General features: G+C 63.2%; 21 protein-coding genes and 1 pseudogene. 7 read left to right on the plus strand and 15 right to left on the minus strand.

The window, feature by feature from the left end; all coding sequences use genetic code 11:
• Window positions 1–20: 20 nt before the first annotated feature.
• From radA to NLY44_RS01280, 8 genes and pseudogenes are all read right to left on the minus strand, one after another.
• Window positions 21–1424 (minus strand): DNA repair protein RadA, encoded by a 1404-nt coding sequence (radA, locus tag NLY44_RS01245; protein WP_023805669.1) that lies wholly within the window; start codon window positions 1422–1424, stop codon window positions 21–23.
• Window positions 1425–1658: 234 nt separating this feature from the next.
• Window positions 1659–3152 (minus strand): replicative DNA helicase, encoded by a 1494-nt coding sequence (locus NLY44_RS01250; RefSeq protein WP_023672717.1) that lies wholly within the window; start codon window positions 3150–3152, stop codon window positions 1659–1661.
• Between the two features lie 222 nt (window positions 3153–3374).
• The gene (locus NLY44_RS01255; protein ID WP_023805668.1) at window positions 3375–4352 is read right to left on the minus strand and encodes a small ribosomal subunit Rsm22 family protein; all 978 of its coding nucleotides are present in this window, start codon (window positions 4350–4352) and stop codon (window positions 3375–3377) included.
• Window positions 4353–4508: 156 nt separating this feature from the next.
• Window positions 4509–5858, minus strand: a complete 1350-nt coding sequence (locus NLY44_RS01260) for a cyclopropane fatty acid synthase (RefSeq protein ID WP_023805667.1) — start codon at window positions 5856–5858, stop codon at window positions 4509–4511.
• 185 nt (window positions 5859–6043) lie between these two features.
• Window positions 6044–6631, minus strand: coding sequence for a 50S ribosomal protein L9 (rplI, locus tag NLY44_RS01265; RefSeq protein WP_023672721.1), 588 nt, complete (start codon window positions 6629–6631; stop codon window positions 6044–6046).
• Between the two features lie 267 nt (window positions 6632–6898).
• Window positions 6899–7147 carry a 30S ribosomal protein S18 gene (rpsR, locus tag NLY44_RS01270; protein ID WP_006203718.1) on the minus strand — a complete coding sequence of 83 codons (249 nt, stop codon included), beginning with the start codon at window positions 7145–7147 and terminating at the stop codon, window positions 6899–6901.
• Complete coding sequence (gene rpsF / locus NLY44_RS01275; RefSeq protein ID WP_023805666.1) at window positions 7147–7647, minus strand: 30S ribosomal protein S6; 501 nt, start codon at window positions 7645–7647, stop codon at window positions 7147–7149. The genes rpsR and rpsF overlap by 1 nt, the downstream gene beginning before the upstream one ends.
• Before the next feature lie 311 nt (window positions 7648–7958).
• A pseudogene (locus NLY44_RS01280) lies at window positions 7959–9886 on the minus strand (LTA synthase family protein).
• Between the two features lie 277 nt (window positions 9887–10163).
• Here NLY44_RS01280 and fabD point away from each other — a divergent pair.
• From fabD to gmk, 7 genes are all read left to right on the plus strand, one after another.
• A complete protein-coding gene (gene fabD / locus NLY44_RS01285) occupies window positions 10164–11111 on the plus strand; it encodes an ACP S-malonyltransferase (protein ID WP_023805665.1) in 948 nt (315 codons plus the stop codon).
• A gap of 60 nt (window positions 11112–11171) precedes the next feature.
• Window positions 11172–11909 (plus strand): 3-oxoacyl-[acyl-carrier-protein] reductase, encoded by a 738-nt coding sequence (fabG, locus tag NLY44_RS01290; RefSeq protein ID WP_023747915.1) that lies wholly within the window; start codon window positions 11172–11174, stop codon window positions 11907–11909.
• A gap of 221 nt (window positions 11910–12130) precedes the next feature.
• Complete coding sequence (locus tag NLY44_RS01295) at window positions 12131–12367, plus strand: acyl carrier protein (protein WP_006203723.1); 237 nt, start codon at window positions 12131–12133, stop codon at window positions 12365–12367.
• 34 nt (window positions 12368–12401) lie between these two features.
• Window positions 12402–13664, plus strand: a complete 1263-nt coding sequence (gene fabF / locus NLY44_RS01300) for a beta-ketoacyl-ACP synthase II (protein WP_023685687.1) — start codon at window positions 12402–12404, stop codon at window positions 13662–13664.
• Window positions 13665–13865: 201 nt separating this feature from the next.
• Entirely contained in the window at window positions 13866–15122 is a 1257-nt protein-coding gene (gene mltG / locus NLY44_RS01305; RefSeq protein WP_023715070.1) for an endolytic transglycosylase MltG, read from the plus strand.
• A 262-nt stretch (window positions 15123–15384) separates the two neighbouring features.
• A complete protein-coding gene (locus NLY44_RS01310) occupies window positions 15385–16275 on the plus strand; it encodes a YicC/YloC family endoribonuclease (protein WP_023695597.1) in 891 nt (296 codons plus the stop codon).
• Window positions 16276–16281: 6 nt separating this feature from the next.
• A complete protein-coding gene (gene gmk, locus NLY44_RS01315; RefSeq protein WP_023672729.1) occupies window positions 16282–16956 on the plus strand; it encodes a guanylate kinase in 675 nt (224 codons plus the stop codon).
• A 33-nt stretch (window positions 16957–16989) separates the two neighbouring features.
• On the opposite strand, the gene NLY44_RS01320 is transcribed toward gmk, so the two are convergent.
• From NLY44_RS01320 to lptG, 7 genes are all read right to left on the minus strand, one after another.
• The gene (locus NLY44_RS01320; protein ID WP_023672730.1) at window positions 16990–17283 is read right to left on the minus strand and encodes a type II toxin-antitoxin system RelE/ParE family toxin; all 294 of its coding nucleotides are present in this window, start codon (window positions 17281–17283) and stop codon (window positions 16990–16992) included.
• Entirely contained in the window at window positions 17280–17585 is a 306-nt protein-coding gene (locus tag NLY44_RS01325; protein WP_023672731.1) for a type II toxin-antitoxin system RelB/DinJ family antitoxin, read from the minus strand. The genes NLY44_RS01320 and NLY44_RS01325 overlap by 4 nt, the downstream gene beginning before the upstream one ends.
• 68 nt (window positions 17586–17653) lie before the next feature.
• Window positions 17654–18490: a 16S rRNA (adenine(1518)-N(6)/adenine(1519)-N(6))-dimethyltransferase RsmA gene (rsmA, locus tag NLY44_RS01330; RefSeq protein ID WP_023754729.1), complete on the minus strand. Its 837-nt coding sequence runs from the start codon at window positions 18488–18490 to the stop codon at window positions 17654–17656.
• A 23-nt stretch (window positions 18491–18513) separates the two neighbouring features.
• Window positions 18514–19542: a 4-hydroxythreonine-4-phosphate dehydrogenase PdxA gene (gene pdxA / locus NLY44_RS01335; protein ID WP_031202010.1), complete on the minus strand. Its 1029-nt coding sequence runs from the start codon at window positions 19540–19542 to the stop codon at window positions 18514–18516.
• Between the two features lie 12 nt (window positions 19543–19554).
• Window positions 19555–20484, minus strand: a complete 930-nt coding sequence (locus tag NLY44_RS01340) for a peptidylprolyl isomerase (protein ID WP_023754728.1) — start codon at window positions 20482–20484, stop codon at window positions 19555–19557.
• Window positions 20485–20575: 91 nt separating this feature from the next.
• Complete coding sequence (locus tag NLY44_RS01345; protein WP_023805664.1) at window positions 20576–23026, minus strand: LPS-assembly protein LptD; 2451 nt, start codon at window positions 23024–23026, stop codon at window positions 20576–20578.
• On the minus strand, window positions 23026–24108 hold the full coding sequence (gene lptG / locus NLY44_RS01350; protein WP_023702945.1) for an LPS export ABC transporter permease LptG: 1083 nt from the start codon (window positions 24106–24108) through the stop codon (window positions 23026–23028). Before lptG ends, NLY44_RS01345 begins: the two co-directional genes overlap by 1 nt.

Here is a 24108-nt window from a genome sequence, read left to right on the forward strand (position 1 = left end):
CACGGCTCGGGCGAGCCGCGTCAATCTTCCACGTCGACACGGCTGCGCCGTGAGCCGGCTATGCGTGCGACGAGATCGGCAAGTTCGGTCGGCTGGAAAGCGCCGGCCCCGATCCCCCCGACAACCTCCTCGCTGCCCAAGGGCAGAACCGCACTTCCAAAACCCAGCTTTTCGGCCTCTTTAAGGCGCTGCTGCGCATGCGCAACCGGCCTCACTGCGCCCGACAGGCTGATTTCGCCGAAATAGACGCAATCGGCGGGAAGGGCAAGACCGGTGAGCGACGAAACCAGTGCAGCGGCAACCGCCAGATCGGCCGCCGGCTCGGAAATCCGGTAGCCGCCGGCGACGTTGAGGTAGACATCGTGGGTGCCGAAGCGCACGCCGCAATGGGCTTCGAGTACGGCAAGGATCATCGACAGCCGTGCGCCGTCCCAGCCGACGACGGCACGGCGCGGCGTGCCCAATGTGGACGGCGCCACCAGTGCCTGGATCTCGACCAGCACCGGACGTGTCCCTTCCATGCCGGCAAATACCGCGGCACCCGGCGATTTTGCGTGGCGTTCGCCGAGGAACAGCTCCGACGGATTGGCGACCTCGCGCAAGCCCTTGTCCGACATCTCGAAGACGCCGATCTCGTCGGTCGGCCCAAAACGGTTCTTCACCGTGCGCAGGATGCGGTAGTGATGGCCGCCTTCGCCTTCGAAATAGAGAACGGCGTCGACCATGTGCTCGACGACGCGCGGACCGGCGATCTGGCCTTCCTTGGTGACATGGCCGACCAGCACGATGGCAGCACCGGTGGATTTGGCGTAGCGGATCATCGCTTGCGCCGAGGCGCGCACCTGGGTGACGGTGCCGGGCGCCGAGTCGGCCATGTCGGTCCACAGCGTCTGGATGGAATCGAGGATGACGAGGTCCGGCCTTCTGCCGTCGGCTATTGTTGCCAGGATATCCTCGACATTGGTCTCCGCGGCAAGTTCGACCGGCGTGTCGGCGACGCCAAGCCGCTGCGCCCGCAGCCGGATCTGCGCGACAGCCTCTTCGCCCGAGACATAGACGATGCGGTGGCCTTTTGACGCCAATGCTGCTGCGGCCTGGGTAAGCAGCGTCGACTTGCCGATGCCGGGATCGCCGCCGACCAGCAGCGCCGAGCCGCGCACGAAACCGCCGCCGGTGGCGCGGTCGAGTTCGCCAATGCCGGAGATGATCCGCGGCGCATCCTCGATGTCACCGGACAGGCTGGTCAGCACCACGGCGCGGCCCTTGCGCGCATTGCGCGTGTTGGCCGGTCCCGAGCCGATGCCGCCCGAGGTGCCTTCCTCGACGAGTGTGTTCCACTCGCCGCAGGCATCGCATTTACCGGCCCAGCGCTGATGCACCGACCCGCAATTCTGGCAGATGAACTGGATGCGCGATTTAGCCATCAGCAGTCACCTACGCGCAGTGCTGAAGCTAGAAAGGCTGGTGGGGCAGCACCCCCCTCTGGCCTGCCGGCCATCTCCCCCTCAAGGGGGGAGATCAGCAGCTTTGGTCTCGGTGCCCACCCTGCCACGTTGAAAATTGGCGAAAGCCGACATGACATCCAATCTCCCCCCTTGAGGGGGAGATGTCCGGCAGGACAGAGGGGGATGCGAAGGAATGAGGCCTTTCTCAACAGACTACTCGAACCTCTCCGCAATATGATGCTCTTCGGCGAGGTCGGAAAACCGTGTGAACTCGCCATGGAAGGCGAGGCTCACCGAACCTGTCGGGCCGTGGCGCTGCTTGGCGACGATGACTTCGGCCTTGCCGCGCATCTCGTTCATCTCGTGTTCCCACTTGATGTACTCGTCGGTGCCGGGCTTCGGCTCGCGGTTCTTCAGATAATATTCCTCGCGGTAGACGAACATCACCACGTCGGCGTCCTGCTCGATCGAACCGGATTCGCGAAGATCGGACAGCTGCGGGCGCTTGTCTTCGCGGCTTTCGACCTGACGCGACAGCTGCGACAGCGCGATGATCGGAACGGAGAGTTCCTTGGCCAGCGCCTTGAGGCCGGTGGTGATCTCGGTGATTTCCTGCACCCGGTTCTGCGACGATTTCGCGCTCGACCCCTGCATCAGCTGGATATAGTCGATGACGATGAGGTCGAGGCCGCGCTGACGCTTCAGCCGCCGCGCCCGCGCCGACAGCTGCGCGATCGAGATACCGCCGGTCTGGTCGATGAACAGCGGGATCTTCTGCATGGTCTGCGAGCAGGCGACCAGCTTTTCGAAATCCATCTCTGAAATCTCGCCGCGGCGGATTTTTGACGACGAAATTTCCGTCTGTTCGGAAATGATGCGGGTGGCGAGCTGCTCGGACGACATTTCCAGCGAGAAGAAGCCGACGACGCCGCCATTGGCTGCCTTGAACGAGCCGTCGGCCTGTTGCGCCGGCTCATACATCTCGGCGATGTTGAACGCGATGTTGGTGGCGAGCGACGTCTTGCCCATGCCCGGACGGCCGGCAATGATGATCAGATCCGACGCCTGCAGGCCACCCATGCGGCGGTCGAGATCGCGCATGCCGGTGGCGAGGCCCGACAAATGGCCGTCGCGCATATAGGCGGCGTTGGCCATGTCGACGGCGGTCTTGACCGCGTCGGTGAAGCTCTCGAAGCCGCCGTCGTAACGGCCGGTTTCGGCCAGTTCGAACAGCCGCCGCTCGGCATCCTCGATCTGTTCGGACGGCGCCATGTCGACCGGCGCGTCATAGGCGATGTTGACCATGTCCTCGCCGACGGTGATCAGTGCCCGGCGCGTGGCCAGATCGTAGATGGCGCGGCCATAATCGGTGGCATTGACGACGGTGACGGCTTCGACCGCCAGACGAACCACATATTGCGCCACCGTCATGTCGCCGACCTTCTCGTCGGCCGGCAGGAAGGTTTTCAGCGTGATCGGCGTCGCCACCTTGCCCATGCGGATGAGCTCGGCCGCGACCTCGAAGATTTTCCGGTGCAGCGGCTCGTAGAAATGGCCGGCCTTGAGGAAGTCGGAGACGCGGTAGAAGGCATCGTTGTTGACGAGGATGGCGCCGAGCAGCGCCTGCTCGGCCTCGATGTTGTTCGGCGCTTCACGATAAAGCGGTTGCTGCTCCGCCACGCCGAATTTTCGCGCTGCCTCTGCCATGATGTCCCCGATTTTGATCCCGGCTTCTCGATATCAGAACGAGATAAATCGGTGCTGACCTTTCTGCATCACCGCACGACCAATCAACCTTGATGCCCCGTTTGTTCACAGGGGCGGCAAACCGTCCACAGAAGAGTGTTTCCGCGCCCCGATTCCGGTTGACTCAGAAAAGCGCTGACTTTTATCCGAGTCGTTGGAACAGAGCAAGAACAATCTCGGTGATTATCCGCTTCTTCCGTCCAATGTATCGCCCCAGTCCAGCCGCCGCGCTGCCTTGAACAACTCGCCCTCGCGCTTGGTGAAAAGTGTCTCGCCGGCGCCGCCATCCGGCTGGCACAGTTTGAGCAGCACCTTGCCGGAGCCCGATTTCGGCGGCGCAATCACGCGCGGCTGACGTGCAGGCGCGGGTTGCCGCGAAGCCGCGACGTAGATGAATTTCTCGTCCTCCCACGGCACGTCGGCGTCCTTGGCCAGGCGATGCAAGCGCGAGCGGGCGACGCGGCGCGAAAAATGACACCAGTCGGGGGGCTCAAGCGGGCAGGGCGCCTCATGCGGACAAGGCGCCAGCACATGCGCCCCGGCCTCCAGCAATTGCCTGCGCACTGCCAGGATGCGCTGCCAGCCTGCCGGTGTGCCGGGCTCGACGATCAGCAGTGTGTCGCCGGTCAAATGCCAGAGCCGGCCGACAAGCTTCGGCAGCGATGCTGGCGCGATCTCGTCCAGCACATAGGCGCAGGTGACGAGGTCGGCAGGCTTGAGATCGGCAAGGTCGATGGTCACGTCGCCAGCGCGCCAGTCCATCCTGGTGGCGATGGTATCAAGGGCGAGCGACTGGCCAACCTTGCGCACCGCGGCGCTTGCTTCAACCAGAACCGCCTCTTCTAAGTCGGGCCACAGGTCTGTAGTGGCCCAAAGCACCGTGCCAGGACCGGCGCCGACATCGAGCAAGCTCGTTGGCTGGAAATCGGGCCGCGCATAGGCGAGTTCGTCGAGACCGGCCCGTACCGCCGCGTAGGTCGCCGGCAGCCGCGTCGCCAGATAGGCTTTTACCGCCATCTCTTCGGCCATGTGCAGGCGGCCGTCGCGCAATTCGGCGCGGTAGCGGTCAGACAGCGTCTTCGCCGCCTGGCGCAGCACCGCCAGCGGTATCGTTTCGAGCAGGCGCTCGACGCCTTGTCGCAGCGAGGCGGGGAGTTCCACGCTCAGGCTCCGCGTGCCGCGAGCACCGAGGCGCGGGCGAACTCGACAAGGGTGGTGGCGATGGTGGGCAGGCAGGTCATTAAAAAGGTCTCGCGAGAACGAGACCTTTTTCAGTGTCAGAGCCGTCAATGGCAAGCGGCAATCGCAATCGAGGCGTTATTCGCGATCCGCCACCTTGCGACGGCGCGCTGGCTTGGCCGCAACGGACCTGACAGCAACGGACCTGGCAGGCACAGACCTGGCGACAGCAGGCTCGGCGGCCGCCGCCTCCTGACGATGCCCCATTTCGCGCATTTCGAGCGCCTTTTCACATTTGGCCATGTAGTCGCGCGTCATCGGCAGCGTGTCGTTCTTCTTGGCGATCTGGATCTGGAAGATCACCAGATCCTGCCAGCGGAACGCGGCTTCCGAAGCCGCCAGATAGAACTCCCACATCCTGCAGAAGCGCTCGTCGTAGATGGCTTTGGCCTTGTCGCGGTTGGCGGCAAAGCGCTGGCCCCAATGCTTCAGCGTATCGGCATAGTGCAGCCGCAGAATCTCGATGTCGGTGACCACAAGCCCCGACTTCTCGATCGCCGGCATCACCTCCGACAGCGAGGGAATGTAGCCGCCCGGAAAAATGTACTTGCGGATAAAGGCGCTGGTCGCCCACGGCACGCCGGAGCGGCCGATCGTGTGCAAGAGCATGACGCCGTCGGGCTTCAACAGCGTCGCCGACTTGTCGAAGAAGGTGCGGAAGTGGTTGACGCCGACATGCTCGAACATGCCGACCGAGACGATGCGGTCGAAGCGTTCGTTGAGTTCGCGGTAGTCCTTGAGGTCGAAATGCACGCGGTCCTGCAAGCCTTGCGCATGCGCCCGGTCGGTGGCGACGCCGTGCTGCTCGGTCGACAGCGTCACGCCTTGCACGTCGACATCGAAAGCCTTGGCGAGATAGAGGCCGAGTCCACCCCAGCCGGAGCCGATATCGAGCACGGTCTGGCCGGCCTTCAGCCTGAGCTTGGCGGCGATATGGCGTTTCTTGGCCATCTGCGCCTCGTCGAGCGTCATGTCCGGCTGTTCGAAATAGGCGCAGGAATACTGCATGTCGTCGTCGAGGAAGAGCCGGTAGAGGTCACCCGACAAATCATAGTGGCGCTGCACGTTGCGGCGCGCCCGTGATGCGGTGTTGATCTGCTGCAGGCGGCGAAAGGCGTGGCGCAGACCCTCGATGGCCTTCGACCAGGTGGCGTCGATACCGCCGCTGCCCATGTTCTGGAAGGCGATGCGCATCATACCCAGTACGCCGCCCTCGATGATGTCGAGTTCGCCGTCCATATAGGCTTCCGGCACGGCCAGCATCGGATCGAAGGTAATGGCGCGCTCGGCATGCGCGGTCTTGATGTGCATATGAACCGGCTCGCCGCTGCCGTCGCCGAAAACCACTGTCGAGCCCTTCGGCCCGGTGACTTTCAGATCGCCCGTACGCACCAGGCGGTCGAGAACGCGTTTCAACAGAATATTCATCACCAAATGTCCCCTCACGGTCAGACTGGCGGACCAATTCTGCAACAAGATATAGGGGTTCGAAAAGTTCCATTTGGCACAAAAATGCCCGGGCGAGAGGCCCGGGCATTGGTCCAGAAAGGCTGGATGACGAGGAAGTGATTGGAGCGCTGCTCCCTCGCTTCCCGATCAGGCCCAGTGCGGGATCAGGCGTTGTCTTCTTCGCCGCCTTCGAACTCGGTGTTCGGGTCGAAGAAGTTCTCCGGCCGTGCGTTGTCGTTGATGTCATCGCCATAGATGGCTTCGGCGGTGGTCAGCGTCTCGCCCTTGGCCTGGCGCTCGGCTTCGTCGGCCGTGCGGGCGATGTTGAGGCTGATGGTGACCTCGACTTCCGGATGCAGCGCAATCGCCACATTGGTGACGCCGATGGTCTTGATCGGCTGGTTGAGCTGGATCTGGTTGCGGTTGACCGAGAACCCTTCGGCGGTCAGCAGGTCGGCGATGTCGCGGGTCGACACCGAACCGTAGAGCTGGCCTGTCTCGCCGGCCGAACGTACGGCGATGAAGCTCTTGCCGTCGAGCTTTTCGGCAACCTGGCTGGCTTCCGACTTGCGCTCGAGGTTGCGGGCTTCGAGCTGCGCGCGCTGTCCTTCGAACTTCTTCTTGTTGGCTTCGTTGGCGCGCAGCGCCTTGCCCTGCGGCAAGAGGAAGTTGCGGGCAAAGCCGTCCTTGACCTTGACGGTATCGCCCATCTGGCCGAGGCGGGAAACGCGTTCGAGAAGAATCACTTGCATGGTCTTGTTCCTTCGTCTGGGCACCGACCGCGGGATCGGCGCCGAATTGAATGGAACAGGTCAGGAAGCTCGGGCGCCTTGGCGCCGGTGTCGCTGTCCTGCCTGTCGCGGCAGTTAGAGGCTTTTCACCTCAACTCGGGATTTCAATGCATGTCGCCCAAAAGTGGTCCCGGTTTGGGACAACGACATGCATCATCAAATTACCCCCTGCGGCGCCCGTCGCCGTGGGAGAAGGAAGCAGGCGGCGAACCGCCTGCTTCGGAAGTCTTAGCGAACCACGTAGGGCAGCAGGCCGAGGAAGCGGGCGCGCTTGATCGCCTTGGCGAGTTCGCGCTGCTTCTTCTGGCTGACGGCGGTGATGCGCGACGGCACGATCTTGCCGCGCTCGGAAATGTAGCGCTGCAGAAGACGCACGTCCTTGTAGTCGATCTTGGGCGCGTTGGCGCCGGAGAACGGACAGGTCTTGCGGCGGCGATGGAACGGGCGCCGGGTCGGGATCTGATTGATGTCGACCATTATTCTGCACCCCCTTCAACGCCTTCGCGCGGACGGCGCGGACCACGATCGCCACCGGCGTCGCCAAATGAGCGCGGCGGACGATCGCCACGGTCGCCGCGATCACGGTCGCCAAACGAGCGCGGACCACGATCACCACGGTCGCGATCGCCGAAGCCGCCGCGTTCCGAGCGCTCTTCGCGCTTCTGCATCATGGCCGACGGGCCTTCCTCATGCGCCTCGACCTTGACGGTCAGGAAACGCAGCACGTCCTCGGACAGACCCATCTGGCGCTCCATCTCGTTGAGCGCTGCCGGCGGGCAGGAGAGGTCCATAAGCGTGTAGTAAGCCTTCCGGTTCTTGTTGACCCGGTAGGTGAGGGACTTCAGTCCCCAGTTCTCGACCCGGCCGACGGACCCGCCATTTGCTGCGATGACGCCCTTGTACTGTTCGACAAGCGCATCGACCTGCTGCTGCGAGAGGTCCTGCCGGGCAAGGAACACATGTTCGTATAGAGCCATAGTGGTTCAGTGCCTTTCTTCGTTTCTCTCCCGGATCCTCGCGGCAAAAGCCTCTGCAACTTCTCTGACCCGCTGGTCCCGAAGGGGCGGGGAAGAAAGGAGCATTTCGAGACGGTCGAGAGCGGAGACACGGGAGGCGGAAGCGCTTCTGGCTTCACACGAAGGTTTTGGATAAAACCTCCGGCCCTCCGTTCAGCCCCCAGCAAGGACCGGCAGATTGCGGGCGTCTATATAGCAATTTGGCTGGAAGGCAAGGGTAACGCATGCTCCGGACAGCGTCCTGGCGTCGCAGGGTTGGAAAAGACCAGGCATCAACTCGTATGCGGGGTACGACCGTTGATCGTTTCGGGGAAGAAGTCCGGAGCCGCCTTACGCTTGCCGAACATCATATCGTATTGCAGCAGGCGGAAATCGTTGATCGCCGGATCGATGTCCTTCTGCCGCGCCCAGTCCGCCGTGGCCTCACCTGACGGTGTCAGAAGCAGATTGCGATCCACGACGCGATAGCGTTCGCGCAGCGCGCCTAAGAAGCCGGTATAGTAGGGGTGCGTGATCCCGGCCGTGGTAAGGATATGGTAGGGCAGGAAGGCCGGGCTCACCGCGCCCATATCCTGCGCCGGACCGGTGCGGTTAGACCAGATGACCAGCGGCGTCTGATGATGCTCCAGTGCCGCCTCCGGCGTCGGTTCCTTGCGCGGCGCGACATTGTCCTTCAGGTAACCGGTTTCGACATAGACGGGGCCGAGCGGCGGCAGATGGTCGCCGAAGAAGGCGATGACCGTCGGCCGCTCGCGCTTCTTCGCCCATTCGATCAATCGTTCGAGGCCACGGTCGGCATCGGCGGAGCCTTCGGCGTAGCTGAGCAGCGATTCCCGCGCCCATGTGCTGATCGGTGCCGCGACCTTGTGGGTCGGATTGTAATAGCGGTACGGCTCGTAGGGACCGTGGTTCTGCAGGCTGACGGCGAAGAAGAACACCGGCCGCTCGCTGGCGTCGGCCTCTGCGATGATCTCGTCGGTCATCGAGGCATCGGAAGCCAGCGGCCCGCGCTTTTCCAGTGGCGGCAGCGTCTCTTCCGAGCGGAAATCGTTGAAGCCGAAATCGGCATAGACGGCGCCCCTGTTCCAGAACCAGTTGGTGCCCGGATGGATGGCGCGCGCCCGGTATCCCTCGCTTTTCAGGAAGGTCGCCAGCGACGGCGTCGGCGTGCGGACATATTGCTGATAGGGGATCGAGCCCGCCGGCAGGAAGGCATTGGAAAAGCCGGTCAGCGCCTCGAATTCGATGTTGGCGGTCATGCCGCCGAATTCCGGCGAGAACATATAGCCGGAACGCAGCGCCCGCACATTGGGGATCGGGTCAGGCGTGATTGTGACGCCGGGCAGCTTGGTCGGATCCCAGAAAGATTCGCTCATCACCACGATGATGTCGGGTTTCTCATCCGGTACCGAGGCCGTCACATCAGGCCTGTCGATCGCGTCGATCGCCTTGTCGGAATAGCCCGCCGGCGCCGAGACATGCGCCATCGGCACGTTGAGCGCGAAGGCCAGCGCAAACCCGTTGGAGGCGTAGTTCTCCTTCTGGTCCCACATGATCGGGATGATCTGCAGCCGGTCGCGGGTCCACGAGAAGGTGGCGTAGTCCATGATCGAGACGAAGAAGGCGAGCAGCGGCACTGCCAGCGTCAGCCGCGCCAGCCGCCCTTTGCGGCTGAGGATCGGAACCTTGCGGCGCCACAACCGCCAGCCATAGATCAGCAGCGACAGGCCGGCGACGATGCCGACCGCCATGGCGAGCGCCGTCCAGGGCCGCTCGCGCACCAGGAGCGGCATCAGTGCCATGATCTGGCGCGAATAAAGAAATCGGTTGGGTAGAGCGGATCGCCGAGATAATGCGACTTCTGATGCCCGACAAAGGCCAGCGCCAGCGTCAGCGGCGCCACGATCATCAGGCTCTGGTGACTGCGGCCAAGCACGGCGTCCAGTCCCATCAGCACCAATGCAAAGACAATGATGGTGGTCCAGCCCGGCTTGAATGGCTGCAGGAAGAAGTCGACTGTGCCGAAGAAGTCGCCGCGCACGATCCATTCGATGGCGAACACCAGGATTGCGGAGGCAAGCAGCGTGACCAGACCGTATCGGATGACCGGCCATCTGCGCCCCGGCAGGTAGCCGGTGGACGGATCGTCTTCCAAGAACTGTGGCGCGGGTACGGCCGCGCCCTTCCTGATCCTAGCCACGTCTCTTCCCCCGGCCCAAGCAACGCGTATTTCCACTCGCGCCACCGTTCTGTCATAGAACTGTCATGCAAAAGCTAGCGCCTGTGGCGAAAATAAGAAGAGCCAGCAAACGATTCGTGAGCGGTTTTCATCAGGTGTGATCGGCAAAAAGCCTTTGGGAACAGGGACTCGAGGTCAGCTCCGGTTCAAGCGAGAGCGGAAATGCCGCCTCCGGGCTTGACTTGACGGTCCGCCTTGCGTCACAGGCAGGAAAAATCAGCCGCTGGAGAGCGCCCAAATGGCCGTCGCATTCACCTTTCCGGGACAGGGCAGTCAGGCTGTCGGCATGGGCAAGGACCTCGCCGACGCCTTCCCCGAGGCACGCAGGGTGTTCGAGGAAGTCGATGATGCGTTGGGCGAAAAGCTGTCGAAACTGATCTGGGAAGGCCCGGAAGAGGCGCTGACCCTGACTGCCAATGCCCAGCCGGCGCTGATGGCGGTCTCGCTGGCGGGAATCCGCTCGCTGGAAGCGCGCGGCTTTTCGCTGAAGGACAAGGTTGCCTACGTTGCCGGTCATTCGCTCGGCGAATATTCCGCCCTTGCCGCGGCCGGTTTCGTTTCGGTCGCCGATGCTGCCCGGCTGCTGCGCATCCGCGGCAACGCCATGCAGGCGGCGGTGCCGGCCGGCGAGGGCGCCATGGCGGCGATCATCGGACTGGAACAGCCCGACGTCGAAGCCGCTTGCACCGAGGCCGCAACGGGATCCGGCCAGGTCTGCCAGATCGCCAACGACAATGGCGGCGGCCAGCTGGTGATCTCCGGCGCCAGGGCGGCGGTGGAACTCGCCGCGAAACTGTGCACCGAAAAGGGCGCCAAGCGGGCGCTGATGCTGCAGGTCTCCGCACCCTTCCATTCGGCGCTGATGGCGCCGGCGGCCGATGTCATGCGCGAGGCGCTGGCGGGCGTGACCAAGAATGCACCGGTCGTGCCCGTCGTCTCCAACGTCACTGTAGCCCCGACCCGCGACCCCGACGAGATCGCGCGCCGCCTGGTCGAGCAGATCACCGGCCGCGTGCGCTGGCGCGAAACGGTGGAGTGGTTCGGCGCCAATGGCGTCGCCACGCTCTTTGAGATCGGCGCCGGCAAGGTGCTTTCCGGCCTGGCGCGGCGGATCAGCCGCGACATCACCACATCGGCCGTCGGCACGCCGGCCGAAGTCGAGGCGGCGCTGGCCGCGCTTGCATAATCCACTGGCGATTCAACCTCTCCCGTGGGAAGGGTGTTCTCTTAAGATCAGGAGACGAAAATGTTCGAACTGACCGGCCGCAAGGCGCTCGTCACCGGCGCATCGGGCGGCATTGGCGAGGCGATTGTCCGGGTGCTGCATGCGCAAGGCGCCATTGTCGGCCTGCACGGCACCCGCATCGAGAAACTGGAGACCCTGGCCGGCGAACTCGGCGACCGGGTAAAGCTGTTCCCGGCCAATCTTGCCGACCGTGACGAGGTCAAGGCGCTTGGCCAGAAGGCCGAAGCCGAACTCGAAGGCGTCGACATACTGGTCAACAATGCCGGCATCACCAAGGACGGCCTGTTCGTGCGCATGGCGGACGCGGATTGGGACAGCGTGCTGGAGGTGAACCTCACCGCCGTGTTCCGGCTGACCCGCGAGCTGACCCATCCGATGATGCGCCGCCGCCATGGCCGCATCATCAACATCACCTCGGTGGTCGGCGTCACCGGCAATCCTGGCCAGACCAATTATTGCGCCTCCAAGGCCGGCATGATCGGCTTTTCCAAGTCGCTGGCGCAGGAGATCGCCACCCGCAACATCACCGTCAACTGCGTCGCCCCGGGCTTTATCGAATCGGCCATGACCGACAAGCTCAACGACAAGCAGAAAGACGCGATAATGGCCGCGATCCCGACGCGCCGCATGGGCACGAGTGGTGAAGTGGCGTCGGCCGTCGCCTATCTCGCCTCCAACGAGGCAGCCTACGTCACCGGCCAGACCATCCATGTCAACGGCGGCATGGCCATGATCTGACGGGATATTGCCGGGTGATAAGAAGACATGGCCGGCTTGTGAAAAGAGACCATTTCGCCTTGGACCTCAGCCATTTTTCGTGTAATGCGGCCCGCAACCCGGCGGTTCGGGCAAAAACCGGTCCGGCATCGTTGCGTTTCCGGCAGGACCATCTTTCAGCTTGATTAGCGGCATTCTGCCCGCTAACGAAGACAGACAAACAAAAGACGAGGATGCCCCAAATGAGTGACACCGCAGAGCGCGTCAAGAAGATCGTCATCGAACATCTTGGCGTCGATGCCGACAAGGTGACGGAGCAGGCGAGCTTCATCGATGATCTGGGCGCGGACAGCCTCGACACGGTCGAACTCGTCATGGCCTTCGAAGAAGAGTTCGGCGTCGAGATTCCGGACGATGCGGCCGAGACCATCCTGACCGTCGGCGATGCCGTGAAGTACATCGACAAGGCTTCGGCCTGACACTATCCGCAGTCATCACCGGGGAGGACCTGCGATGAGGCGTGTCGTCGTCACGGGCCTTGGCCTGGTTTCGCCGTTCGGCATGGGCTTCGAGCACAGCTGGAAGGAACTTCTGACCGGCCGCAGCGCCGCCAAGCGCGTCACCGAGTTCGAAGTGGAAGATCTTGCCTGCAAGATAGCCCACGTCATTCCGCGCGGTGACGGCACCAACGGCACGCTCAATCCCGAAGCCGTGCTCGAGCCCAAGGAACTGCGCAAGATCGGCGACTTCATCCTTTACGGGATTGCGGCCGCCGACGAAGCGCTGAAGGATTCCGGCTGGGAGCCCAGCACCGAAGCCGAGCGCTGCGCCACCGGCGTCATGATCGGCTCCGGCATTGGCGGCCTCGAGGGCATCGCCGAGAACGCTATCATCCTGAAAGAGCGCGGACCGCGCCGTATCAGTCCATTCTTCATTCCCGGCAACATTATCAACCTGGTATCTGGCCAGGTATCGATCCGGCATGGGCTGAAAGGCCCCAACCACGCCGTCGTCACCGCCTGCTCGACCGGCGCGCACGCCATTGGCGATGCCGCCCGGCTGATCATCTTCGGCGATGCCGACGTGATGCTGGCCGGCGGCGCGGAATCGCCGGTGACCAGACTATCGCTTGCCGGCTTCGCTGCTTGCCGGGCACTGTCCACCGACCGCAACGACACGCCTGAGAAGGCCTCGCGTCCCTATGACCGCGACCGTGACGGCTTCGTCATGGGCGAGGGCGCCGGGGTCGTCGTGCTGGAAGAACTCGAACACGCCAAGGCGCGCGGCGCCAAGATCTATGCCGAGGTCACCGGCTACGGCCTGACCGGCGATGCCTATCACATCACTGCACCGGCCGAAGACGGCGACGGCGCCTTCCGCTGCATGACGGCGGCGCTGAACCGGGCCAAGCTGACGCCCGCCGACGTCGACTACATCAACGCGCACGGCACCTCGACCATGGCCGACACGATCGAACTCGGCGCCGTCGAGCGGCTGGTCGGCAACGCCGCCTCGAAAATCTCGATGTCGTCGACCAAGTCGTCGATCGGCCATCTCCTGGGTGCCGCGGGCGCCGCCGAGGCGATCTTTTCGATCCTCGCTATCAGAGACAACATCGCGCCAGCCACCATCAATCTTGACAACCCGGAACGCGAAACCGCGATCGATCTTGTTCCGAACACGCCACGGCATCGCCAGGTCGACGTGGCGCTGTCCAACTCCTTCGGCTTCGGCGGCACCAACGCTTCGCTGGTATTCCAGCGTTATACAGGCTGATTGCGGTATCGACCGGCGCGCCAGCGGTCTGTCGTCAATTTTGCCATATTCAAGCCTACTCTGCCGCTGGGGATTCGTCGCATCGGCCTGAAACCGAAGGCGCTTTTTTAAAAGCACGATGCGTAGGCTTGAAATGTTAGGGCACGCTGTGCGTCCAATCGGGCGCATGGTCGCTCTAAGAGATCAGATGGTAGGGCGCTAATGAACACCAATCCGGGCGGCAGCGGACAATTCGGACAAAACCAGCAGACCGGCCCGATCGTGCCGAAGACCGCGGCCGAAGCTTTGCGCCCGGAAGCCGGCACACCACCACCAAAGCGCTCGCGCGCCTCGCGCAGCCAAGTCGTCGTGTTCATGAACTTCGTCATCTCCGCGGTGATGTTGATGATCCTCGCCGCCGGCGTTTCGCTCTATTTCGGCAAGCAGGCATTCAACGAACCGGGCCCGTCGGTGGCCGGCGACACCTTCCTGGTCAAGCCGAGCACCGGCGTCCAGGATATTGCCGACCAGCTCGAACGGCGTGGGCTGATCAGCGATGCCCGCATCTTCCGCATCGCCGTGCGGGTCTATGGCAATGATTCAGCGCTGAAGGCAGGCGAATACGAGATAAAGCCGCGCGCCTCCATGCGCGACATCATGGAGCTTCTGAAGAGCGGCAAGTCGGTGATGTACTCGCTGACCATTCCCGAGGGCCTGACGGTCGAGCAGGCGCTGCAGCGCATCGCCGAGCAGGATGCGCTGACCGGCGACATGCCGGCCGCCAAGCCGGCTGAGGGCAGCCTCGCCACCGACACGCTGCGCTTTACCCGCGGCGCCACGCGCCAACAGATGGTCGACAAGCTGCTCGCCGACCAGAAGAAGCTGGTCGACGAGGTCTGGCAGCGGCGCGCGCCCGACCTGCCTCTGGCCAATGTCGACGACTTCGTCACCTTGGCCTCGATCGTCGAAAAGGAAACCGGCCGGGGCGACGAGCGCTCGCGCGTTGCCGCCGTCTTCCTCAACCGTCTGGCCAAGGGCATGCGGCTGCAATCCGATCCGACCATCATTTACGGCCTGTTCGGCGGCAAGGGCAAACCCGCCGACCGGCCGATTTATCAATCTGACATCCAGAAACAGACGCCTTACAACACCTATCTTATCAATGGCCTGCCGCCGACGCCGATCGCCAATCCCGGCCGCGCCGCGCTCGAAGCCGTCGCCAACCCGTCGAAGACCGATGATCTCTATTTCGTCGCCGACGGCACCGGCGGCCACGTCTTTGCCACCACGCTTGCCGAGCACAATGAGAACGTTGCCCGCTACCGGGCACTGCAGAAGAAGCAGGCTGAAGACGCCGCCAAGGGCGCCAAGACTCCGGGCCAGACCGATGCGCCGGCGGATGGCGACGACAACGGTGACGCAAGTGGCGATGCCGCCGGTGACAGCGGTGATGCCGGCGATACGGGTGCCGCCCAGTAGCAGGCCGGCGCTTTCAGACGGATCGACCTTAAGCGATGCGGACAGAGGCGGACGCGCTGCTGCTTTGAACGAGTAGCGGGGTTCGAAGCGTTTTCGGTCTTGCTCGGGTGCCTCTGAATCTCGATTTCAGCCCTGCGAGATCGAAACGACAGCGGAAATCAACATCTTGCCGGTATTGCGATTCTGACATTCGCGCTGCCCGTGATATCGAACGCATGCGCAATTGTTAGAATCGGACCATCAGGGAGACACGAGCCGCATCATGAATTTGCAGAGCATGACCGGATTTGCACGCACTGTTGCCGAACATGACGGCGCCTCGATCGCCTGGGAGGTCAAGTCGGTCAACGGCAAGAGCGTCGAGGTCAGGTTGCGGCTGCCGCAAGGTTTCGAGCGGCTCGAACCGACTGTGCGGCAGACGCTGCAGAAGCGCTTTTCGCGTGGCAATTTCCAGGCGACGCTGACCGTCGGCCGCGCCGCCGGCCAGCAGGCGCAGCCAGTGGTCAACGAAGCCTTCCTCAGGGATCTGGCGGGCTTGGCCAAGCGGCTGCAGGACCAGTTCGGTGTTGGTCCGGCAACTGCCGACGGTCTGCTTTCCCTGCGCGGCGTGCTCGATATCCCTGAAACCAGCGAAACCGAGGAGGTGCGGGCAGCACTCGACGCGTCAATCCTGTCGGCGCTGGAAACGGCGCTTACAGGCCTCGAGCAGGCACGCCAGAGCGAGGGCGAAGCGCTGCGTTCGCTGCTTTCCGGCCATATCGACGCCATCGAGGCGTTGACGCTTCAAGCCGAGGCCGACCCGTCGCGCGAGCCGGCGGCAATCCGCGAGCGGATCGCCGAACAGGTGCGGCTGCTGATGGATGCGTCGGCCAATCTCGATGCCGGCCGGCTGCACATGGAAGCGGCGTTCCTGGCTACCAAGGCCGATATCCGTGAAGAGATCGACCGGCTGAAGACGCATGTGGCGTCGGGCAGAGCGCTGCTGGCAAATGGCGGCGCCATCGGCCGCAAGCTCGATTTTCTGGCGCAGGAATTCAACCGCGAATCGAATACGCTGTGTTCCAAGTCGAACGCCGCCACTGTCACCGCCATCGGGCTGGAACTGAAGGCGGTGGTCGACCAGTTTCGCGAACAGGTCCAGAATCTGGAGTAAACCCGAATGGGTGGCAAGGAGCCGATGGTTGCCAGGGATCTCGGATCCCGCATTCGCCGCCGCGGGCTGATGCTGGTCCTGTCGTCGCCGTCGGGCGCCGGCAAGTCGACGATCGCGCGCAACCTGCTGGAAAGCGACGGCAGCCTGGAATTATCGGTCTCGGTCACCACCAGGCCACGCCGCGGCTCGGAGATCGAGGGCGTCCACTATCACTTCCGCACCACGCGCGAGTTCGAGCGGCTGCGCGATTCCGACGCGTTGCTCGAATGGGCCGAGGTGCACGGCAATTGCTACGCGACGCCGCGCGAGCCGGCCGAACTGGCGCTGGCGCAGGGCCGTGACATGCTCTTCGACATCGACTGGCAAGGCGCCCAGCAGCTCAAGGAGAAGATGCGCGCCGACATCGTCTCGATCTTCATCCTGCCGCCGTCGATGAAGGAATTGAAGTCGCGCCTCAAGCGCCGCGCCGAGGACCAGGAGCACGTGATCGAGACCAGGCTGAAGAACGCCCGCAACGAGATCGAGCACTGGAAGGAATATGACTTTGTCATCGTCAACGACGATCTCGACCGCGCCTTCGCCGAAGTGCGTGGCATCGTGACGGCGGAAAGGCTGCGGCGCGACCGCCGGCCCGGGCTGTTCGATTTCGTCTCGGGGTTGCTGGACGAGAAGACGGAATAGCTCGTCCACCGCTGGCAATCTAAATTAGCCGCATCAGCTGCCTGGCAGATCGTCCGGCCAACGCTGCGCTCCGTGAAGCACGCGCAGGATTCGAATCGTGCTGTTGGTCAGCTGATAGGCCGCGACATATGGCGTGCCGACGATGACGATCTCTCGTGTCCCTGCAAGCCTGCCGATCCGGCCGCTTTGGGGAAGGTCCCGAAGACGGTTGATTGCGGCGACGATCCGCTCATCGGTGGCGATCGCGGCCGCAGGATTGTCGGCCTCGATATGCGCGAAGATGCCGTCGCGATCTGAAAGCGCGAATGGCGACCAGACGATCTTCAAGATTTAGGTTCACCCGAACGCCGCGCCGCGGCGCGTCTCTCGGCAAAATGCGCCTCGACTTGATCATCAGGAATGTCTTGTCGGGTGTCGTCGAGCGCTTCGCGAACCTTGGCGCGAAACCATAAATCATACGCCTCGTTGTTTGTGACGAGATCGATGGGCAGCGCACCCTCGTTGGCGGTTCGGGTGAGCAATATCCGCACCGCATCCGAGACCGTCAGCCCCATGCTTTCGAGCACCGCCGAAGCTCGATCCCGGATGTCGGCGTCGATACGCGTCTGGACCAGTGCATTTGCTGGCATGGCAATCTCCTTCGATGTCAATGTAATGCGTTTGAATGACGATTGCTAGGCGGCGCTAGCGCCGCCGGTCAAACCGCGTTTGTCAGCCGCACGAATTCCTCGACGCTGAGCGTCTCCGCACGCCGGGTCGGATCGATGCCGGCGCGCGTCAGCAGTGCCTCGCCACCCAGGCTCTTCACGCTCTGCCGCAGCATTTTCCGGCGCTGGCCGAAAGCGGCTTCGGTGACGCGACCGAGTTTTTTCACGTCGGTTGACAAAGGGCTGGCGCGCGGCACCAGATGCACCACCGAGGACGTTACCTTGGGTGGCGGCGTGAACGCTTGCGGCGGCACGTCGAAGGCGATCCTCGCCTCGGTCCGCCAGCCCGCCAGCACGCCGAGCCGGCCATAAGCATCGCTGCCGGCACCGGCGACAATGCGCTCGGCCACCTCGCGCTGGAACATCAGCGTCATCGATTGATAGAAGGGTGGCCAGTCCGCCACGGTCAGCCAACGGATCAACAGCTCGGTGCCGATATTGTAGGGCAGGTTGGCGGCAATCCTCACCGGGCCGTCTTGTGACGCGGTCTTGGCAAGAGCGGCAAAATCCGTCTTCAGCGCATCGCCGCTGATCACCTCGAGCCGGCCCGGATAGTGGTTGGAGACCTCGGCCAAGGCCGCAAGGCAGCGTTCGTCGCGCTCGATGGCGGCGACGCGGCGGGCACCGGCAGCGAGCAGCGCCCTGGTCAGCCCGCCGGGGCCGGGGCCGACCTCGATCACCGTGCTGTCGGTGAGGTCGCCGGCGACCCGCGCGATCTTGCCGGTCAAATTGAGGTCGAGCAGGAAATTCTGGCCAAGCGCCTTCTTTGCCTGCAGTCCATGGCGCTCGATCACCTCGCGCAGCGGCGGCAGCCCGTCAATGCTCATGAATTTGGCTCATGATTTTGGGCTCATGCAGCTGCGGGCTTTGCGCCGGTATCGGCCAGCCGGCGGGCCAGCTTCAGCGCCGCGATCAGGCTGTCGGGACGTGCGATGCCCTTGCCGGCGATGTCGAAGGCTGTGCCGTGATCGGGCGAGGTGCGGATGAACGGCAGGCCAAGCGTGACGTTGACGGCCTCGTCGAAGGCCAGCGCCTTGGCCGGGATCAACGCCTGGTCATGATACATGCAGACCGCCACGTCGTAGCCGGCGCGGGCGCGCGCATGAAACATCGTATCGGCCGGCAGCGGCCCGAAGGCATCGATGCCTTGCGCCCGCAACATGTCGACCGCAGGACGAATGATGCGCTCGTCCTCTGTCCCCATGGCGCCGCTTTCGCCGGCATGCGGATTGAGGCCGGCAAGCGCGAGCCTCGGCCTGGCGATGCCGAAACGGCGTGCAAGATCGCCGGCGGTGATGCGCGCGATGGCAACGATCAGCTCCGTCGTCAGCGTCTTCGGCACCTCGGCCAGCGCGATGTGGATGGTGACCGGAACGGTGCGCAATTCGGGGCCGGCGAGCAGCATCACCGGCGTCACCGTGCCGCCGGTGTGGAGCGAGGCCAGATGCGCCAGATATTCGGTGTGACCGGGAAAGCCGAAGCCGGCATCGTAAAGCGGCTTCTTGGCGATCGGGCAGGTGACGACCGCGGCCGCGTGACCGGCAAGGCAGTCGGCGACGGCGCGATCGATGGCCTCGATGATACCGGCGGCATTGGCCGGGTCGGGCCGGCCGGGATCGTCGGTGAAGTGGGCCGCCAGCGGCACCACGGGCAAGGCGTGTTGAAAGACACCAGCTGCTTGGGCCGGCACCGTCTCGGCGATTGCCACCGCCGCGCCGAGCCGGCGCGCCCGCGCGGCAATCAGCGCCGGATCGGCGAGAAGATAGAAGGGCGCGGCACCGGAACCGCGGGCGCTCTGCCACGCGGCAATGGCGATTTCCGGACCGACGCCGGATGGATCGCCGACGCTCAGCGCCAGCGGAAGCTCTGTCTCATGCACGGCTGGGCCGGTTCAGCGCGTAACGATCTTGGCTTTCGCCTTCAGCTCTTCGACATATTTGGCCGAGAGCTCGTCGGCGTTCTTGTCGCCGCTGCCTTCGCTCTGGAACACCATCTGGGCCGCCTTGTCGTCGGAAACCTCGCGCGACGAGCAGATGCCGATGAATTCGATGCCGCGATCGGTCTCGCGCACGGCCGTGGCGCCGCCCAGCTTGGTGGCCTTGATCTGCTCGGCCCAGTCCGGCGGCAGTTGCGGCGCCAGCAATCGGGGGAGGTCGCGAACGGTGACGTCGATCAGGCCCTTGGCGAATTCACGCGTGGTGTTGCAGCCATTGAAGCGGGCGCGCATGGCTTCAGCCTCGCGCTTGCGTTTGGCGAGTGTGGCACTGCGCTCGGCCTTCGGCACCACGAAGATCACCTGCTGCAGCATGTACTCGGTGGCGCTTGGCTTGGCGCCGCCTTTTTCGAGCATGCGCTTGACCAGATCCTGTTCGCTCACCTCCCCGCCGCCGCCGCTGTAGCGTGCGCTCAGCGCCTGGTTCCACGCCATCTGGGAGCGGATGAATTCCTTGAAATGCTCCTTGGTCACGCCGGACTGCGCCATGACACCGTCGAGCTGCTTGAGCTGCATCTTGTTGCTCGAGGCAAAGCGCTGATAGGCAGCCTCTACCTGGGCGTCGGAGATGCGGATGCCGAGACGCCTGGCCTCCGCCATACGCAGCGTCTGGTCGATCATTTCCTGACCCGCGTCACCCTTCTTGCGCTGCAGTTTCAGGAAGGCAGCCCGGTGCGCGATGTCGCCGGTGGTGATCGGCATGTTGTTGACGACATACTTGATTTCACTGGCGAAGGCCGGCGGTACCATCGTGGTGACAGAGACCGAGGTCGCCGCTAACAGGAGCGCGAATCCTGCCGAAAACAGGTATTTCCTCATCGAAAGCATCCCAATTCTAGCCCGGTTTTGGCCGATTCCAGCCCGATATTGGTGAAATCCGTGCCCGCTTTATGCGGCAAAACGATGTCGTCAGCCGGCTCTACTGGATGGAGTCGATCGAGCTTTGGGACGAGCCGAAATCGCCGAGCGTGCGGAACGACAGGTTGAAGCCGACATTCTGCGACACTTCCTTGGTGTTGATGTCGCGTGATTCCGAGTACGTCATCAGGTAGGTGAAGCAGGAATCATTGTAGGCAAAGCCGACGCCGTCCTTGACCAGCACGCTTTGTTGCAGGTCGTAGGTGCCGGTGCCGAAGACGCGCCAGTTTTCGGCCAGGTGCGTCGAGGCGCCGAGCGTGACTTCGTGGCGATCGGTGGTGAAACCATAGAGCGGCTGCGCCTGGATGAAGGCGTATTTGGCGCTCAGCGAAACCGGCAGCCCGGAATAGGCGGCCTTCACCTCGGCACGGCGAACTTCGAAGGTCTGCTCGTCGAAGCGGCCGCTGAGCGAACCGGAGAAGCCGCTCGGGCTGCTGAAGCCGACAAGGCCGACATAGTCGGAGGTCGAAGTCTCCAGGCCCGAATTAGCAGCCCCATCGACATTGGCGCCGACATTGACCAGATCCGGCGAATTGAAGGAGTTGCGGCCGCCCAGCTGGTAGGATTGGCCGAAGATGGCATTGGTGCTCCAGCCATTGTCATATGCGCCGGAATAGCGGAATCCGACATTGGCGCGGCTGCCGCCTTCGACGCGGTCGTAGCCGGAGAACTTGTCGCGCTCGAACAGCGTCGTGGCATCGAAGACGAAGCTCTGTGCGTCCTCGTTGGGAACGGCGAGCCCGCCGACATACTGCTCGTTCGGGCGCATGAAGACCTGCGCCATCGGCTCGACGATATGGCTGGAGCCGGCCATCGAAAACAGCACCGGCCAGCGCATCTCAAGGCCGGCGGTCGCCATGTAACGGGCGAAGGAAGACCGCATGTCGTCGGCGGCACCGACATTCATTGCCATCTGGTTTACCGCAGTCAGCGAAGCCGAAGAAGCGTTGAGATAGTCGACGTCGCCCTGCAGAGCCAGAAGGGGCGTCAACTGCAATCCGCCGTCCGTGGTGAAGGTACGCTTCCATTCGGCTTCGGCGGTGAGGCGACCGGATTCGCCCTCGATGCCGCGCACGCGCTGGACGCCGGAGCCCGGCACGTAGGGCGTAAAATAGGCCTGATCGAGATCGTCGCGGCGAATGACTCGTGCATTGACGTTGAACGACAGCTGGCCGCCGGCCACCGACATGTCGGGGATGTAGGCATAGTCGAGCGACGGCAACACCCAGGGCTGCTTGTCGCTGCGCGATGCGACGTTGCCGTCCGGTGTGTTTTCCTGAACCTGGAAGCGCATGGCGCGCACATCGAAATAATTGCGGTCGTTTAGGCCGGTCAGGTAGACCGACGATTGATGCACGGCGTCGTTGTAGCCTTCGATCGTGTAGGTACGCGAAAAATTCTTGTCGGTCTGAAGCAGGATATCCCAGCCGAAGTCCCAGCGCGGATTGATGGCGAACTGGCCTTTGGTGCCCATCATCCCGCGGAATTTGTTCGGATCGCCTGCTGGCCCCGAATTGACATTGTAGCCGCCGGGGAAAGCCGCGAAATCACGGAAAGCGCCAGGGTCCTGCTGGTTGATTCCGGCAAGCTTCAGCGTGTATTGGCCATTGTTGAAGCGCTGGCGCCACTCGGCCTCGCCGAGGAAACCCTGCTTGGTGTAGCCGCTGCCCGTAACGGTGAGGTCATAGGTCGGCGACAGGGCAAAATAGTAGGGGACTTTGACGCCGACGCCGAGACGGTTGTTGTAGCCGATGCTGGGGATCAGGAAGCCGCTTTTGCGCTTGACCGTAGGGTCGGCGATCTCGAACGCCGGCAGATAAGCCAGCGGGAAGCCGAAGAATTCGAAATTCGCGTTCTCGAAGCGAACCGTCTTCTTTTCGCCGTTCCAAATGATCTTCCTGGCTTTGATCCGCCAGGTCGGCGCCTTGTCCGGCTTGTCTTCGCAAGGCTCGCAGGCCGTATAGACGCCGTTGTGGAACGTTGTCAGCACGCCGCCCATGCGCTCGGCGCTTTCGGCGGCGAAATAGGCTTTTTCAGGCGTTTCGACGCGCAGCGCATTGACGAAACCGTCAGCGAAATCGTCGGTAATATCGATATGCTGCGAGTTGATCTTGGTGCCGTCGCTGTTGACGATCTCGACATTGCCGCTGGCAACCAGCCGCTTGGTGTTTCGATCATAGACGACGCGTTGGGCGACGAGCTTGTTGCCGCCATAGTCGATCTGGACGCCGCCGATGGCGGTGACCGTCTGGTTGTCGTTGTTATAGACGAGCGTGTCTGCCGCCAGCAGCATCTGGGAGCCGGAAGGAACCTTCGTTGCCACGTCGGTGACGTCCTGCGCCAGCGCAGGAGCCGTCAGCACGCCGCAGGCGAGCAGGCATGCCAAGGCGCTCGCCGAATAGAGGCGCGCCAAACCGGCCTGCCTATGGCTGCGCAAAGCCGCCTCCCTCACTAGCCGTCTTCCTTGTATAGCAGGAATGTCACCCCAAAGAACATAGCCACGACAACCGGAACCCATGCAGCCACGGCTGTGGGCACGAATCCCGCCACGCCGAATGCCTTGACCAATACCGAAACGACATAAAGCAGAAAGCCGGCGAGGACGCCACCCAGAATCATCGTTGCCGACTGCCCCATCCTCGCAAATCGCATTGAAACTGTTGCCGCAATCAGCGTCATGGCCACAAGCAGGAACGGTAACGCCACCAGCGAATCGAACTGCATGGCGAAGGCATTTGCCTTGAGGCCGAAGGAGCGGGCAACCTCAATCTTGCCGGGAAGGTCGTAAAACGGGATGGTTTCGGGGCGCGCCAGCCGTTCCTGCACGAATTCCGGCTTGAGGTTAGTCGGCAACTGGTCGGTCGTTTCGGAACGGATGTTGCCGTCCTTGAACACCTTGACGTCCTGCAATTCCCAGTAGCCGTCGCGCAGAAAGGCCCGCGCGGCGTCCTTGCGCTCGACGATATTGCCCTGCGGATCGAGGACGAAGAACACGGTGTCGGCCATTTCCAGGCCCTGGTTCAGGATGGCGCGGGCGCCGATGATGGTGTCGCCGGAGTTGGTTTTCTGGCGGATCCACGGCGTGGCATCGGCCGCCACCACGTTCGAATTGCCGGATCGCAGCTGGTTTTCCATCTGCTCCGACCATGAGAAGCCATGCGCGGCGATCGGATTGAGCACGCCGACCGACAATATGCCGAATAACAGCGCACCGATGCAGCAGGGCAACAGAAACTGCCAGGCCGACACTCCGGCCGAGCGCGCAATCACCAGCTCGTATTTTCGGTTGAGCGAGACCAGCGTCGCCATCGCCGAGAACAGGCCGACGAACGGCACCGTTTGCAGCATGATCATCGGCATCCTCAGCGCCGAGATCGCGACCGCCGTGCCGTAGGTGAAGCCCGGCAGGCCGGTGATGCGGCCGGACAGCTCGGTGAAGTCGATCAGGAACACCAGCGCCAGAAGGCCGATGAAGAACCAGATCGTGATCGACACGTAGCGAAAGAAGAAGTAGCGGCCCAGGGTCCAGCCCAT

It is taken from the genome of Mesorhizobium sp. C089B (assembly GCF_030323125.1).
Taxonomy (GTDB): Bacteria; Pseudomonadota; Alphaproteobacteria; order Rhizobiales; family Rhizobiaceae; genus Mesorhizobium.